Here is a 16,208-nt window from a genome sequence, read left to right on the forward strand (position 1 = left end):
ATTTTAAGGTAGCACTATTGGATTTAGATGTGCAGAGCAATTATCAGGATGCTGATGGAGATAAAATAAGGGAAGCACAACCATTTAAAACAAAAACGACGTACGCTTGGCAAGATAATGAAGGAAATGAGATAAAAGAAGACAAAGCGGAAACGATAATAGGGTGTGGAAGTGGTTATTCAATGCCACTAACCTTGACGATAAAAACGTTAGTAAATACGTATTCAGAACATGGGATCCCTAATGAGAGTGATTCAGTAGAGTTGATAAAAAGTTATAAGATAGCGGCAAAATCTGAATTGTGTTATGCCAAACCTTATGCGACAGAATTATTTCCGGAAAATCAATGGGATGGTGTACACACAGATGATAGTTATAGTTGGAATGATCCTAATTTTGCACAAAGGAATCCAAATAATGGTGGTGGTTATTCTAATGATTATGTACCTAATTGGGGATATAAAATTGATCCGACTGAGTCATCAGGGAGAAAATTTCCTACTACAGGATTTTCTGGGGCAAAATTTCAGCTAGTTATGACGGGGGCTCAAACGGATTATCAATTTAGTATTCCAGTTAATCCTGATAATAAGGTCAGTATAGATAGTAGGGGTTATATTACATTAAATGATAAACCTACAGGACCAGTTACTGTACGTGCAACACTGATTCGAAATAATAATATCATCCATGAGTATACTTTTAATCCTACTGATATATGGGTTATTCCACATATTGGGCAGATCACTATTGAGCAAGCAGTACAGATTTGTGGCGGTCGTAATAATATGCTATCTATAACAGAGCTTTCTGACTCACCTCGATCTTATGATTTTTATAACCTAAGCTCACCAGGTCATGTTAGTAATGCCTATACCAGACAAATTGGGAAATCTGTGTTTGGTGAATGGGGATGGGTTACTAAAGATGGTTATCCTGATTCAAACTGGCGAAAAATGGGTCCTGATGTAAGTTCATTTGTTGGTAATTATTGGGCGAAGGAAATTAGTAAGGATGATCCTAGATGGGGATTTGTAGTTCATAGTCACGATGGGTTTGTTGGTATACTGCCATATGATTTTATTAATGCACCAACATATCGGACTCACTATGCGAATGCTGTTTGTAAAAATTAAATTGGGTTATTAGTTATTACACAAAAGTTATTATTAATATTTTACAAAAATTTTATTAACAAGATCAATTTAAAGAAGGTATGTTTTTATTTGCTTATAACCAAAGCGTTTTTCTTTTAACTGAATATTTAGGAGATTTTTCAAATGTACTTTTTGTGCAGTTTAAAAAATATCCAAATCGTCAAATTGTGGTGTGTGATTTTCCCGAATCAACGTTAATGGAACTATTGCCAAAAGCGGTAAAAACCGTTTTTGGCGTTGAGCTTAGAATGGATTACTATATTGAGCATTATCATCTGTAGTTAGCGCGACGTTGGCATGAAGTGAGTGTAACGAACGAAATGTCAAAAGCCGACACCAAGCCGTTGAAAACGAGCTAGATGTAGGCGTCGGAGCCCGGGTTAAAAAAGCTGCTAAATTATAAAAAACAAATTAAGTAATAGTTAAACTATAATACAGTCAGTTTTAAAATTAATAAAAGATTAAATATAATTTAATTTTCAGTATTTTTCTAATTTAATGCGGTAGTATATCGCTAATTAAAAAATTGATTTATCAGATATATTGTGTTTTTAAAAAATATTAAAAAGTTATATTTTTGATGCAACATATTGAAGACAAATATGTTTTTATTGGTATGCAATTTTAAAAATTTTATTTACTGTTTAGATAACTTACTATGATATTGCCGTCGGTACTCAGTTGGAGTTCTTTCTGTTTTTTTTCTAAAGATGCGGCAAAAGTAGTTACTATCTTTAAAGCCGGCATCAAGGGCGATTTCTTTGACGTTTAACTCGTAACCTTTAAGTAGTGATTTGGCATACTCTAGGCGAATGTGATTGAGATATTCGTGTAAGCCAATTTTACCTTCATTCTGAAATAGGTAGGATAAATAATTGGGTGATATATAAAACATTTTAGCTAAAAATTCGCGACTGATATCTTCCTGAAAATGGATGTCGATGTATTGACGTATTGCTTCAAATAAGCTGGTGGTTTTAGAAGCGGTTTTTATGTCGGTATTAAGTAAATCAAGTGTGTTACTAAGCAGGCTTTGTATCAAATAATAGCCGGTTTGGTTTTGGGATTGGTTTTGCCAAGTTAACTCGGATAATGCTTGAATAATAAAGGTTCCAACACGTGGCCCTCGTCTTGGGGTACTAATTTGCTCTTTAGGAATTAATTGTGAACCATCCCAATGTAAAACGCTAATGCCAATTTGTTGTTTACCATATAAAATGCTTAACCATGTGATTGGGGTGGTCCGTATGGGTTTGTTCCAACTGTTGGCAGTGATATAGACAAGATCATTAGCCACAAGTTGTCGTTCAATGATTTTGCCTGTACTATCTGCCCATTGCATGAATTGTTCACCTTCTATAATCAGTTCAATTTGCGGAAAATCAAATTGACAAGCATGTAAGGGTGCTGATTGTTGATTATTGGCAAAATAGAGGCAGTTGATTTGGCGTTGTTGATTAGTAATTTCGGTTAATACGTTTTTCAGGTTTTTTGTCATTTAGTAAACCAAGTCGTGTGCAGTTGGTTAAATTATATATTGTTAAATAGTTATTGAAAAATTTATCTAATTTAAAGTGTTATTAATTGTTATTGAAAACGTGATTTAGATCTCATTTTATTATTTATCTTACAAAAGTCCAGTAAATAGCTAAATTGTCTTCTAGGCTTAAGTTGAATTTCTTTTTACTATGTTATTCATCAATTAAGCATTTAAGTTAATTAGGAGATTAATATGGAATTATATTTAGATACAGCCGATGTGGCAGCAATTAAGCGTTTAGCAGCAATTTTACCGATAAAAGGAGTGACCACTAATCCAAGTATTGTGGCAAAATCTGGTAAGCCGATTTTTGATTTATTGACTGAGTTACAAGATCTGCTTGATAGCGATAAATTACTGTTTGCACAAGTACTTTCTCATACCGCTAAAGAAATGATTAAGGAAGCGGAGCAACTTCGTAAAATTGTGCCGTCGATTGTGACGAAAATTCCGGTTAATGCTGAAGGTTTGATAGCGATTAAAGAGTTGACCAAGCAAGGTATTCCAACTTTGGGTACAGCTGTTTATGGTGCAGGTCAGGGCTTTTTGGCTGCGTTAGCCGGTGCAAAATATATTGCCCCTTATGTAAATCGTATTGATGCCCAAGGTGGTAATAGTAAAGAGACGGTTTATGAGCTTCAAACGCTATTAGATTTGCATTGCCCTGAATCAATGGTGTTAGCCGCAAGTTTCAGAACGCCAAGACAAGCATTAGATTGTATGCTTGCCGGTTGCCAGTCAATTACATTACCGGTAGATGTGGCTGAATTGTTTATTTCCGATCCAGCTGTTGATGCCGCGGTGGCAAAATTTGACCAAGATTGGTGTGGGGCATTTGGGGCTTTGCGTTATTAGTCTATTCAACTTATTATTAAATTGTATACCACCCATTGGGGGTGGTTTTTTTATCTATTGTCAATTGAAAAATCTCCTTTTTTCTACCATTTTATGCTGTATGATAGTGAAGTAATATTGAGGTAATATAAGGGATCAGCAAATGCAAGAGAAAAAAAACATTATCAATGCTTTACTAACTGTTATTAAGATAGAAAGGCCGTCAGAGAGTTTTTGGAGATTACATTTTAGTTGTGATAAACCTTTGGTGGTGAATACACGTTGGATCTGCCCACATCTGAAATTGTTATTTGCTGATCCTCTAACGGGAGAAATCGCTTTTCCGATTTTAGATGAAAATAATAAAATTTTGGTAAGTGATAGGGTTCGTCAATTTGCCCGTAGTTATAGTATTCGCGATTATGATGAGCGGAACAATCACATTGTAATTGATTTTACTATTCATACCAGTGGTTTAGCAACAGTTTGGTCTCAGCAGGCTAAAGTTGGTGATCAAGTTGGTTTCGTTGGACCAACAGGTAAGCTAGAGTTTGCTAATCAATATTTGATTTTAATGGGGGATGTTTCAGCTCTTCCCGCCATTTGTTATACCCTTGAACAATTACCAGACGATCACGAAGCAATTGCCTTTATTGAGGTTAATCATAAGACTGATATTGTAGATCTGCCAAAACATTTATCGGTTAAATGGATGATTAAAGATGCTAATTATCCTAATCAATTGGTTGACACTGTAACTCATTGGGATTTTAGTCAACACGATAATCTACTGTTTTGGGGGGGATTAGAGGGCTCGCTAGCTCAGCAATTACGTCATGCTCTTAAAGATAAATATGTCAATCTGGCACCGAACGCCATCCAAATTACTAGCTATTGGCGAGAAGGTTTGGCGGAAGGTGAGTTTAAGCATCGTGATTAACCGACGGTAGACGATCATGAATATTCTTGCTCATTTACATTTGGCGACGATTGCTAATAGTTCTTTGATTGGTAATACGGTTGCTGATTTTGTCAAAGGTGATCCTTATCGGCAATATCCGAGCGAAATAGCCGATGGGATTATGTTGCATCGTAAGATTGATCGTTTAATTGATGGTTTTGCCTATGTTAAGCAAGCTAAATCGCTTTTTCGACAATCCCATCAACGTGTTGCTTCCATTACGCTTGATATAGTTTGGGACCATTTTTTATCCAAATATTGGACGGAACTGAATTTTCACCAATCTCTTGCATTATTTAATGCATCGACCAAGCAACAAATTCAACCTTATATAACGAGTTATCCGATTGATTATCAAGATTTTATGTGTGCAATGTGGCAAGGTAAATGGCTAGAAAATTATGCGTCGCTAGATTTTGTTGGTAAAGTGTTAAATGGTATGGCAAAACGAAGACCCAAGCTTTATTTACTAAGCGAAACAGTTATTGATTTTGAACAAAATTATGAGCCATTAAAAATGCTGTTTTTTAAGCTTTATCCTAAAATGTGTTCCCTGATCATGTTACCGTAAATTAATAATATATTACCAAGAAACTCTAGAAGAATAGATTTTTTAATGGCTATCTAATTAACAATTTGATTCTAATAAGGTATAAAAATTTCTCCATTATTTGCTTTGATCAAGTCATTACTATCTGGTTTTTGGGATATTGGTACAAGATTTTCAGTTGTTACCTGTGGTGCTCTACCAATGTTGCCTCCTCTTGGCTTTGTACGGATTACCTGACTTTCAGGTAATGTTGTGTTGTTAGTTAAATTAGCCCATAGCCATTCCATTGCATCTTCACCGTAATAGTCTATAGCTAATAAAGTATTATCAAAGGGAACTTTTCCATCCAGATAGCTAGCATTTTCAACTTCAATATAACGAAGTTGTGATTCTTTTCCTTCGATAGCGCTATTTAATGCAACATAAGGTCGAGATGTGTGCTCCGCAAGCTGTTTAACATTATTTTTCCCATGAACAATGAATGTTTTAATTTTATGAAGATTAGCGCTTGCTTGTATTTGTTTTAAACCTTCTTTTACACGTTGATTATTGATTTCTTTTCGTAAACAAATAGCACCTTTTGTTCCATAATCTATTTGATCAACAACCCGAGAACTTGAATACCATTCGCGTCTTGGTGAGATCATATCTTTGTTTTCAACAAGATCGATTGCAGTAGCATCCTCATTGGCCCAAATTGGTAAATGCCCATTATATAATCCCCAAATTTCAGGAAACTTTATCTCTTTTAAAGGTTTTACTTCTCCACTATTGTAATAAGGGGCTTGTTGAGTACTAGCTACTGAAAAGTCACACATATTTTCAGTAACATCAAATTTCCCATAAGCACTGATATATTTATAAGGATAATAAATTGATTCATAATAATAAAGATACGGTAATTGAAAATCTGTTTCAGGACTCCAACCGTAATCATGTAATTTTTCAAGAGCCTCCTTTGGTGTACCGGTTCTTAATAAATTAGCATTTTTTAGTTCATTACAACGATTCTGAGAGAAAAGATATTTTGATGCATAAGGAACATAATTATCATGTTTGCTCGGCTCTATGGCTGGTATAGCACAAGGTATATAAAGTGCAGCAAAAGTACTATAATCAATAACTGATTTAAGTTGAAATCTTTTAATGCTAAATTTTGTTTCCATTTTGAGAGAAGTATTTTCTTGATCTAGTTGAATTTGTGGATTAACAGCAACTACACCTTTAATAATCTGACTTCCTCCAATTGATTCTGCAGTTTTGAGTGCTGCTGTTGCACCATCATTTGCACCGTAAATTAATGTGAGTGTGTTGTTATATGTAAAATCAAGCTTGCCCATTGTAGGAAACATTTCATTTAACTCATATAGAGCAAAATCAATTGAATACAGAATATAAGTGGCCCATTTGCTTTCAGGGTTTTGCTTTGAATGTAACTGTTTAATCGCATATCTGTGAGGATTTTGCTTTATGTAGTTTGTTTTATTTTTAATATCAGGTTTGAATAATAAGTTGTCTTTTGCTACTTTACCATCAATAGTAAATCCTTCATCATTTGTTATATCATAGATACCATTACCTAAACCTTTATCGTTATATACTACAGCACAATTGTGTTTAAGTCCCCATAATCCTCGAATTTGTATATCTTTTGCATTATATAGTCCATCTGAATCGGAGGTGGGTATAGCAACAATACAAGGTTTCTTCTTGTCGAAATCCCAAGGTATTTGTAATAAAAGACCAACATTTTCATCCTTTATGGTAGCTAAAATTTCCGTACCTGGTATTTTACCATCAAATAATGGGCTCAAATCATGTTGTTTAAAACCAAATAGCTGTCCCTCACCAGTTTTGGTATCAATAAATCGATTTAATTTAGCACGACGTAATTCGTGTGTAGTAGGGTTGGATGGATCAACATAATTAAAATTTTGTATTTTACTTGATAAAGGAGTAAAACCAATCCCCGCAGTAACAAGATCATCATTATCACCATCATAATAGTTAGTGCTATGAATAACTAACCACGAAGGCTTATAGTTGTACGGGTTAGTTTTTGGGGGATTTCCTAATTCAGTATATCCAATATTTGGAATTATAATTAATGATGAAAAGAGTAATGATACTAATATTTTTAATTTTTTGATTTTTAAAGTCATTACAATTGGTTCCTACTTTTAGTTATCTAATATTTTAGAATTATTTTTAGAGAATTATATAATTTATTCTTTAATTGGTAAATTTTGATTACCAAGGATCCAAAATGCAGAAATAATTTTTTCCGATAATCGTCTTTTTTGTACGCATATACCAATATCAAAAGGTTCCATCAAGTTTGTAGACCATTCGGTGATACGTTCTCTTACTCTTTCCGGGCTGTTTTCCATAACCACTTTAGGTAATAAAGCTACTCCACAACCTAAAGCAACCATGGATACTATTGCTTCGTGTCCGGCAACGGTGGCATAGATTTTCGGATTAGTAATTTTTTGTTGTTTAAACCATAAATCTATTCGTTGTCGGCTAGGGCCGTGTTCTGGCAAGATAAATGGAATATTATGCCAATCTGGCTTTTTTTGATGCAATTTGTCACTGAATGAACTGTTGAGTTTAGGGATGAGTAGTACCATTTCAATCTCACCTAACTTAATAAATTCAACGCCAGATGGCAGTTGTTTAGGTTTGCCGGCAATCGCTAGATCAGCTTGATGAGATTGAATTTTTTCAACTGCATCGGCAGCATCTCCGGTTGAGAGTTTAATTTCTACTAGTGGGTAGTGGATGCGAAAGCGATCGAGTATTTCTGGTAGATGGCTATAAGCTGCTGTGACCGAACAAAATAAGGTTAATTCGCCCACTAATTGTTGTTCAGCTTGGTCTAATTCATGTTTTAGTTGTTGATGTAAATTGACTACTTGTTGGGCAAAGCGTTTTACTTTTTCACCTTCATAGGTAATTTGAACTTGCCGGTTGTCTCGAATAAATAACGGGTGACCAAATTGTTCTTCAAGACGTTGTATCTGCCTTGAAAGCGTGGAAGGACTTACATGCATTGCATCAGCGCTCATGCCAAAATGGCATGTCTCACACAAATGTAAAAACAATTTTAGGTCACGAATATTCATATTAATGGTTATTTTCAGATATTTCTAATATTAAACACTATTATCAAATAGTGATTATATCACCATCAGTATTAAATGCCGCTATTATTCACAGATATATAAATAAGGCAAATAGCAAAATAGTCTTCTTCAATGGCAATATAGATGTAGACCTGTTAGAATACGCCATTATTTTTGCTTAGCTAAATTGATTAATTTTATGACAGAACAAGCTTATTTAGACGAAGTTAATGCTCGTCGTACTTTTGCTATTATCTCTCACCCGGATGCGGGTAAAACGACTATCACTGAAAAAGTATTGTTGTTTGGACAAGCGATTCAAACTGCTGGTACGGTTAAAGGGCGTGGTGCTAATGCTCAACACGCTAAATCAGATTGGATGGAAATGGAAAAACAACGTGGTATTTCCATCACCACATCGGTCATGCAATTTCCTTATAATGATTGTTTAGTTAATTTACTTGATACTCCTGGGCATGAAGACTTCTCTGAAGATACTTATCGAACGTTAACTGCTGTTGATAGTTGTTTAATGGTTATTGATGCTGCAAAAGGTGTCGAAGATAGAACACGTAAATTGATGGAAGTAACGCGTTTACGTAATACGCCAATTTTGACTTTTATGAATAAACTTGATCGTGATATACGTGACCCGATGGAGTTACTTGATGAAGTTGAAAATGAACTTAATATCATGTGTGCACCTATTACCTGGCCAATTGGTTGTGGTAAATTATTCAAAGGTGTCTATCATTTAGCGAAAGATGAGACCTATCTTTATCAAACAGGTAAAGGTCATACTATTCAAGAAGTTCGTATTATCAAAGGGTTAGATAATCCAGAACTCGATACCACAATTGGCGATGATTTAGCACAGCAACTTCGTGATGAGCTTGAATTAGTACAAGGTGCTTCAAATGAATTTGACTTAGAGGCTTTTTTAGCCGGTGATTTAACGCCAGTATTTTTTGGTACAGCACTTGGTAATTTTGGTGTTGATCATATGCTTGATGGGTTGACTGCTTGGGCTCCGACACCTCAACCTCGCCAGACCGATAAACGAGAAGTTGCAGCTACTGAAGAAAAATTTACTGGTTTTGTATTTAAGATCCAAGCCAACATGGATCCTAAACATCGTGACCGAGTTGCATTTATGCGTATTGTTTCCGGTAAATATGAAAAAGGCATGAAATTGCGTCATGTTCGTATAGCTAAAGATGTGAATATTTCTGATGCCTTAACCTTTATGGCCGGCGATCGTGATCATGTTGAGCAAGCTTATGCCGGCGATATTATTGGTTTACACAACCATGGTACTATTCAAATTGGTGATACTTTTACCCAAGGTGAAGATCTTAAATTTACCGGTATTCCTAATTTTGCTCCAGAGCTATTTCGTCGTATTCGTTTAAAAGATCCTCTTAAACAGAAACAATTATTAAAAGGTTTAGTTCAGCTTTCAGAAGAAGGTGCAGTACAAGTATTCCGTCCAATTGCCAACAATGATTTAATTGTTGGAGCGGTAGGGGTGTTGCAGTTTGACGTAGTGGTTGCGCGTTTAAAATCTGAATACAACGTAGAAGCGATTTATGAGCCAGTAAATGTAACAACTGCTCGTTGGGTTGAATGTAGTGATGCTAAGAAACTTGAAGATTTTAAACGAAAATGTGAGCAAAATTTGGCACTAGATGGTGGTGATAATCTATCTTATATTGCGCCGAGTATGGTTAATCTAAATCTAACACAAGAACGTTATCCAGATGTTGAATTTAGAAAAACACGTGAGCATTAATCGGTTACTCGGTAATTAAGATTAACAATGAGAACACTATTAATTATCTGATAATGAGGAAGGGTATTTTTTAGCCCTTTTTTATTTATTAATTTATTGTATTTTTAATACAATAATGTTAGTTTAACCACATCTTTTTGATAACTGTTTTTTATGCAAAATCGGTTATCACCATATTGCTCTCTTCTATTAATAAAGCTGTAATTAATCATACCATTTATATAACTTTATCTTCTTGAATTTTGACCGTAATTTTGTACTCCAAATAATAAATTTTTCTTTTTCATTTATATTTATATTTATATTTCGATTATACTGTCTTTTAAATTGGGCGAGAATTCTATGAATAATATGAAAACTAAAACACTATTTATTACTGCATTAACCGTTTTTACATTTAATAGTTCATTTGCCATTGAAAATAAGCATGAACATTCTGTGTTATTGAATAAAGTTCACCAAAGCGAACGAGATGATCGTCAATATGAAGTCATTGAACTTAATAATAAAATGCGAGTTTTATTAGTTTCAGATCCGAAAGCAACCAAATCACTCGGTTCAATAGCATTGCCTGTTGGTTCTTTATATGATCCAGTACTTCAACAAGGATTAGCTCATTATACAGAACACATGGTGCTAATGGGATCGAAAAAGTATCCTCAACCGTCAAGCTTTACTGAGTTTTTGTCACGACATGCCGGTAACTATAATGCTACTACCAGTGGTAATCGGACTGCATTTTTCTTTGAAGTTGAAAACGGTGTGATTAATACTGCGTTAGATTATTTAGCTGATGCAATTGCTGAACCAATTTTTGATCCTAAATTTGCTGATAAAGAACGTAATGCCGTCAGTTCTGAAATGACGATGTACCGATCAAGTGATGGTTTTCGCATTCAGCAAGTAGATTCTGAAACGATTAATCCTAATCACCCATCATCACAATTTTCTGGGGGTAATTTAGAAACTTTAAGTGATAAAGACAATAGTAAATTGCAAGATGCATTAGTCAATTTTCATGATAAATACTATTCAGCTAATATCATGGTAGGGGTTATTTATAGCAATCAACCCATTGAAAAATTAGAAACTTTGGCTGAATCTACTTACGGTCAAATTCCTAATAAAAATATTGTTGTTCCACCAATTACTAAACCAGCAATTACTCAGGAGTTTACTGGTAAAGAAATTACCATGATACCGGCTCAACCTAGAAAAATGTTGTCTCTTAAATTTCCGATTGAAAATGACATCGATAAATTTGCTGATAAAACCAATGAATACCTTATCTATTTAATTAGTAACAATAGTAAAAATACCTTAGCTGATCAGTTACAAAAACAAGGCTTGATTGAAGCTATTCAAGCAACTTGTGATAGTAAATATTATGGTAATAGTGGAACATTTAATATTAATGTCATTTTAACTGATGAAGGCTTGGCGCAAAAAGACAAGGTGATTGCAGCTATATTCAATTATTTACAATTAATTGAAAAACAGGGCGTTTCAGAAGCTTATTACGATGAGATAAAAAAAGTTTTTGCTTTGTCGTTTAAGTATAAAGATGTTAACCGCGATATGTCTTATGTTGAATGGTTATCTGATCAGATGCTGCTCTATCCGGTTAAAAATGTATTAGATGCGGATTATGTTGCTGAACATTTGAATAAAGAAGCAATCATCACTCGAATCAAAAGTTTTACTCCTGACAATGCTAGAGTGTGGTTGATTGCCCCAAATCAAAACACCGATAAAACCGCATATTTCCTCAATGCACCTTATAAAGTCGATAATATTACAGATGAGTTAAAAGCAACGTGGACTAATTTAGCTAAAGATTTTTCGTTTAGTCTGCCTGAATTAAATCCTTATATTCCTGATAATTTTAGTATAATTGCTAAAAATGATGATCAAATTCAACCAGCTACATTTAGTAAACGTGGTAATCATATTCATTTTGTTAGTCGTCAGTTTAATAATGATCCTAAAGCTGTGATAGCTGTTTCTTTACGTAATAATCAGGCTTTTAAAGACGCGAAAACGTCAATTACTTTTGAGTTACTTGATTACATCGTTAGTCGTGATTTAACTCAATTACAATTTCAAGCAGGTAATGCCGGAATGTCATTATCCACTGGTCCTGATAATGGTTTAATGATAACTGCTGCTGGTTTTAATCAACATTTACCTGAAATGGTATTGGCTATTCTTAATAGCTATCGCCAAGTGGCTATTGATGAACAAAGTTTAGAATTAGCTAAATCATGGTATCTGCAACGACTTGATGGGGCAGATCATTTTGAAAGTATTCGATTAGCGTCAGAGCCAGTTCTTGCATTATCTAAGTTGCCACACTATTTTGAACGAGATGAAAGACGACAAATTACAAATACTATCACTATTAGTGATGTTGAAGCTTATCGTGATAACTTGATGACCCAATCTATACCTTATATGATTAGTTTAGGTAATATTTCAAATGAAGATTCTTTGGATCTTTATCATGCAGTGCAAAAGACATTAAAACGCGATGTTGAATTTACTCCTTTGGATGATATAGCAATTAAAACTTCGTTTACAGCGAGAATCACCCAACAAGCGAAAAGTACCGATAGCGCGTTGTTAATAACTTATTTCCCAACTAATTATGATCCGACTAAAAGTCAAGTGGTTGGCTATACATTAACTAGTATTATGTCACCATGGTTTTTTGATCAATTGCGGAGCAATGAACAATTGGGTTATCTTGTAGGTATTTTTCCATTTTTCATCGGTGAATCAGTCGGGCTGGGTTTTGCTGTGCAAACTAATCAGTGGGATCCTGCTTATCTATTACAACGTTATCAAGCTTTTTACCCAACAATGTTAAATAAATTAGATGCGTTAACTGATAAGGATATTGAAGAGTATAAAAGAAGCATCATTGATGAACAGACAATGCCGCCTCAATCATTAGATGAAGAGTTTGAACGTTTAATTTCAGATTATCGTTTATCACGTTTCCAATTTGATTCGCGTGATAAAAAAATAGAACTTCTTAAGAAAATCACTAAACAAGATTTAATTGATTTTTATAAAAGTAGTGTTATTGACCAAAAAGGTTTAGTAATAGCATCACAAGTGATAGGAAAAACGGAAAAAGGAGAAAAAGAACCTGAAGCTATCACTGACTATACTGAATTTAAAAATGCATCATCATTACAAAATGAATTATTAAAATAAAAGACTCAAACACGCATTTAATCTGAAATATCATTACATTAAATTGGCATTGTACCTACCATATGGTACACTGCCAAAATCCCAATAGTTTGAGTGTATTATGATTACTGGATCGATTGATTATTGTGCTATCGGACAGCGGTTGCGGGCTTACCGTATCGCTGCTTCTCTAAGAGCTGAAGATGTTGCAGAAAGTCTTAAAATTTCTAGAGCTGCGGTTTACCGTTTAGAAAAAGGCGAAATTGTTAAAATAGAAACACTTGAACGGTTAGCCTCATTATTAGATACTTCATTTGCTAGTTTGCTAGGTATTGATACCGAATACTATTCTAGCGGTGATGGTTTTTTTGAACGTATGCGTCAATTAGAAGAACAATCTACGCACATTTATTCTCATTTTGATCCTTTTTCTTTTCTATTAACTTCACCCGATTACCTTTCCCATTTAGGTATGATGTTAAATGAGTCGAGTGAATCCATTGCCGCGCAACGATATGCAACATCATTATCGATTTTAAATGAGCGTAAGACACAATTTTATCAATCTATACCCAAAGTGATTAATCTAATCAGTTTGCGTAATGTTGAACGATTTTTGCATATTGGTTTGGTTGGTAATTTAACCATTTCCCCAGGTAAAAAGTCTGAAAGAATGTTGTTGGCTCGTAAAGAAATTTATCATTTGATCAAATTGATAGAAGACCAAGCTTATGCACCAACAATTGCGATTACAGAACAAGCTATTCCATCCATCGCTTTTCAAATATTTTATCAAAATGAAGAGGCATTAGCATTGGCAATGAGTCCTTTCCGATTGGGTGAACTACCCAATATAACTACAGGGATTGCCTCAATAACATCTTCAGAAGATGCAATTAAACGTTATCGCCTCTTATTTGATAAGCTGTGGCAAAATAGTGCGAAAGATCATAAAGCAATCGATCTATTAAAAACCACCTTAGAAAATTTTTAAAGAATATTAAAATTACTAAAGAGAGTCATTATGTTATCTTTGACATTACAACCGATAAAAAAATTTAGTGGTATTATTAATTTACCAGGTTCTAAAAGTGTATCAAATCGTGCACTATTATTATCTGCACTTAGTCAAGGCAAAACAAGATTAACTAATTTACTTGATAGTGATGATGTTCGCTATATGCTTGACGCTTTAAAAGCGTTGAATATCAAATATCATCTGTCAGATGACCGGACAATTTGTGATATAGAAGGGGTAGGTGGTAAATTACATTCTGCTCATCCATTAGAACTATTTTTAGGAAATGCAGGGACAGCTATGCGTCCTTTAGCTGCAGCACTTTGTTTAGCCGATAATAATATTGTATTAACGGGTGAACCTCGTATGAAAGAGCGTCCAATTGGTCATTTGGTGGATGCATTACGTCAAGGTGGCGCTAAAATTGATTATCTTGAAAATGAAGGTTATCCGCCACTTCATATCCATGGTGGTTTTACTGGAGGTAAGATTGCTGTAAATGGCTCTGTATCAAGTCAATTTTTAACTGCACTATTGATGGCAGCCCCTTTAGCTAGCAATGATACTGAAATTACTATTATTGGCGATCTAGTTTCTAAACCATATATTGATATTACAATAAAAATGATGGCAATATTTGGTGTATCGGTTATCAATAATCAATATCAGACATTTATCATTAAAGCTAATCAAACTTATCAATCTCCTGGTAGCTATTTGGTAGAAGGTGATGCCTCTTCAGCATCCTATTTCTTAGCGGCAGCAGCAATTAAAGGTGGCACTGTTCGTGTTACTGGAGTTGGTAAAAAAAGTTTACAAGGTGATACTCAATTTGCCCATGTGCTTGAAAAAATGGGTGCCAAAATAACTTGGGCTGATGATTATATTGAGTGTTCTCGCGGTGAATTAAATGGTGTGGATATGGATATGAACCATATCCCTGATGCAGCGATGACAATTGCAACAACTGCTCTCTTTGCTAATGGAACAACAACAATTCGAAATATTTACAATTGGCGAGTAAAAGAGACCGATCGCTTATCGGCTATGGCTAACGAATTACGTAAAGTTGGTGCTACTGTTGAAGAAGGAGAGGATTATATTACTATAACTCCTCCTGTAAAACTCAATCATGCCGAAATCAAAACTTATAATGATCATCGTATGGCTATGTGTTTCTCATTAGTTGCACTTTCTGATACGCCGGTAACTATTTTAGATCCGAAGTGTACAATGAAAACATTCCCTGATTATTTTGAACAATTTAAACGATTAAGCGAAATATAACATGACAAAAAATATTCCTGTTATTGCTGTTGATGGGCCAAGTGGTGTTGGTAAGGGTACTTTGTGTCAAGCGTTAGCTAATCATCTTAATTGGCATCTTTTAGATTCAGGTGCGATTTATCGTGTGCTGGCACTTTCTGCTTTACAACAAAATATCGCTTTAGATGATACAAAACAGTTAGCAACATTGGCGCTAAGCCTGCCACTTACGTTTGATAGCAATAGTGATGATGTCAAAGTATTATTAGATGGCGTGGATGTATCACGTGAAATACGTACAGAAGAGACCGGTGGAGCCGCTTCAAAAGTTGCGTCAATCAATGAAGTAAGAGTAGCTTTGTTGCAGCGACAACGTGATTTTAGACAGTTGCCAGGACTGGTTGCTGATGGTCGAGATATGGGCACAGTGGTGTTTACTGACGCCCCGGTTAAAATATTTCTTGATGCTAGTGCCCAATCAAGAGCAGAAAGAAGAATGAAACAGTTGCAAGATAAGCAAATTCATGCTAAATTCGGCGAAATTTTGCAGGAGATAACTGCCCGTGATGAACGCGATCGTAATCGTGCCGTTGCGCCATTAAAACCTGCGGTTGATGCACTAATAATTGATACCACATCACTTTCAATTCAAGATGTTTTTAATCAATCTATTATGTATATAAAAGAAAAATTTGCGTTGTAAGTTTCTATTAAAACTTGCTACGTGAACAAAGCTCCATTGCAAGGATGAGTGGAGTATT

Annotated in this window: 13 protein-coding genes; 10 read left to right on the forward strand and 3 right to left on the reverse strand. The window is 34.7% G+C overall.

Translation table 11 applies throughout. The annotated features are described in order from the left end of the window. Together B6C99_RS08585 and B6C99_RS13195 are read left to right on the forward strand one after the other, a co-directional pair. The coding region (locus tag B6C99_RS08585) for a hypothetical protein (protein WP_216819434.1) at positions 1–1,136 on the forward strand (1,136 nt) is incomplete at its 5' end. Between the two features lie 155 nt (positions 1,137–1,291). Beyond that, positions 1,292–1,438 (forward strand): hypothetical protein, encoded by a 147-nt coding sequence (locus B6C99_RS13195; protein WP_158092462.1) that lies wholly within the window; start codon positions 1,292–1,294, stop codon positions 1,436–1,438. Positions 1,439–1,794: 356 nt separating this feature from the next. Here the strand turns inward: B6C99_RS13195 and B6C99_RS08595 are convergent, their stop codons facing one another. Further along, on the reverse strand, positions 1,795–2,655 hold the full coding sequence (locus B6C99_RS08595) for an AraC family transcriptional regulator (RefSeq protein ID WP_086359447.1): 861 nt from the start codon (positions 2,653–2,655) through the stop codon (positions 1,795–1,797). A 234-nt stretch (positions 2,656–2,889) separates the two neighbouring features. On the opposite strand from B6C99_RS08595, the gene fsa reads away from it, so the two are divergent. The 3 genes from fsa (at position 2,890) to B6C99_RS08610 (ending at position 5,063) form a co-directional block, all read left to right on the forward strand. Further along, positions 2,890–3,552: a fructose-6-phosphate aldolase gene (fsa, locus tag B6C99_RS08600; RefSeq protein WP_086359448.1), complete on the forward strand. Its 663-nt coding sequence runs from the start codon at positions 2,890–2,892 to the stop codon at positions 3,550–3,552. 142 nt (positions 3,553–3,694) lie between these two features. Continuing rightward, entirely contained in the window at positions 3,695–4,471 is a 777-nt protein-coding gene (locus B6C99_RS08605; RefSeq protein WP_086359449.1) for a siderophore-interacting protein, read from the forward strand. Positions 4,472–4,487: 16 nt separating this feature from the next. After that, complete coding sequence (locus B6C99_RS08610; protein WP_086359450.1) at positions 4,488–5,063, forward strand: ACP phosphodiesterase; 576 nt, start codon at positions 4,488–4,490, stop codon at positions 5,061–5,063. Between the two features lie 71 nt (positions 5,064–5,134). Here the strand turns inward: B6C99_RS08610 and B6C99_RS08615 are convergent, their stop codons facing one another. Both B6C99_RS08615 and ilvY read right to left on the reverse strand, forming a co-directional pair. After that, positions 5,135–7,204, reverse strand: coding sequence for a 3-hydroxybutyrate oligomer hydrolase family protein (locus B6C99_RS08615; RefSeq protein WP_086359451.1), 2,070 nt, complete (start codon positions 7,202–7,204; stop codon positions 5,135–5,137). A 63-nt stretch (positions 7,205–7,267) separates the two neighbouring features. Then, positions 7,268–8,170 (reverse strand): HTH-type transcriptional activator IlvY, encoded by a 903-nt coding sequence (gene ilvY, locus B6C99_RS08620; protein WP_086359452.1) that lies wholly within the window; start codon positions 8,168–8,170, stop codon positions 7,268–7,270. 199 nt (positions 8,171–8,369) lie between these two features. Between ilvY and prfC the strand changes: the two genes are divergently transcribed. The 5 genes from prfC (at position 8,370) to cmk (ending at position 16,150) form a co-directional block, all read left to right on the forward strand. Then, entirely contained in the window at positions 8,370–9,962 is a 1,593-nt protein-coding gene (prfC, locus tag B6C99_RS08625; RefSeq protein WP_086359453.1) for a peptide chain release factor 3, read from the forward strand. A 342-nt stretch (positions 9,963–10,304) separates the two neighbouring features. Next, on the forward strand, positions 10,305–13,184 hold the full coding sequence (gene ptrA / locus B6C99_RS08630) for a pitrilysin (protein WP_086359454.1): 2,880 nt from the start codon (positions 10,305–10,307) through the stop codon (positions 13,182–13,184). A 100-nt stretch (positions 13,185–13,284) separates the two neighbouring features. Continuing rightward, positions 13,285–14,157 (forward strand): helix-turn-helix domain-containing protein, encoded by an 873-nt coding sequence (locus B6C99_RS08635; RefSeq protein WP_086359455.1) that lies wholly within the window; start codon positions 13,285–13,287, stop codon positions 14,155–14,157. A gap of 27 nt (positions 14,158–14,184) precedes the next feature. Further along, positions 14,185–15,468: a 3-phosphoshikimate 1-carboxyvinyltransferase gene (aroA, locus tag B6C99_RS08640; RefSeq protein ID WP_086359456.1), complete on the forward strand. Its 1,284-nt coding sequence runs from the start codon at positions 14,185–14,187 to the stop codon at positions 15,466–15,468. Between the two features lies 1 nt (position 15,469). Further along, positions 15,470–16,150, forward strand: coding sequence for a (d)CMP kinase (gene cmk / locus B6C99_RS08645; RefSeq protein ID WP_086359457.1), 681 nt, complete (start codon positions 15,470–15,472; stop codon positions 16,148–16,150). The last annotated feature ends 58 nt before the right edge of the window (positions 16,151–16,208 follow it).

Source organism: Gilliamella sp. N-G2, from assembly GCF_002142215.1.
In the GTDB taxonomy this organism is placed as follows: Bacteria; Pseudomonadota; Gammaproteobacteria; order Enterobacterales; family Orbaceae; genus Gilliamella.

Excerpts from the sequence above, each read along its gene's own strand:
- B6C99_RS08605 (WP_086359449.1), top strand. The coding sequence starts at position 3,695 with ATGCAAGAGAAAAAAAACATTATCAATGCTTTACTAACTGTTATTAAG.
- B6C99_RS08610 (WP_086359450.1), top strand. The coding sequence starts at position 4,488 with ATGAATATTCTTGCTCATTTACATTTGGCGACGATTGCTAATAGTTCT.
- fsa (WP_086359448.1), top strand. The coding sequence starts at position 2,890 with ATGGAATTATATTTAGATACAGCCGATGTGGCAGCAATTAAGCGTTTA.
- B6C99_RS08595 (WP_086359447.1), bottom strand. The coding sequence starts at position 2,655 with ATGACAAAAAACCTGAAAAACGTATTAACCGAAATTACTAATCAACAA.
- cmk (WP_086359457.1), top strand. The coding sequence starts at position 15,470 with ATGACAAAAAATATTCCTGTTATTGCTGTTGATGGGCCAAGTGGTGTT.
- ptrA (WP_086359454.1), top strand. The coding sequence starts at position 10,305 with ATGAATAATATGAAAACTAAAACACTATTTATTACTGCATTAACCGTT.
- B6C99_RS08635 (WP_086359455.1), top strand. The coding sequence starts at position 13,285 with ATGATTACTGGATCGATTGATTATTGTGCTATCGGACAGCGGTTGCGG.
- prfC (WP_086359453.1), top strand. The coding sequence starts at position 8,370 with ATGACAGAACAAGCTTATTTAGACGAAGTTAATGCTCGTCGTACTTTT.
- B6C99_RS08615 (WP_086359451.1), bottom strand. The coding sequence starts at position 7,204 with ATGACTTTAAAAATCAAAAAATTAAAAATATTAGTATCATTACTCTTT.
- ilvY (WP_086359452.1), bottom strand. The coding sequence starts at position 8,170 with ATGAATATTCGTGACCTAAAATTGTTTTTACATTTGTGTGAGACATGC.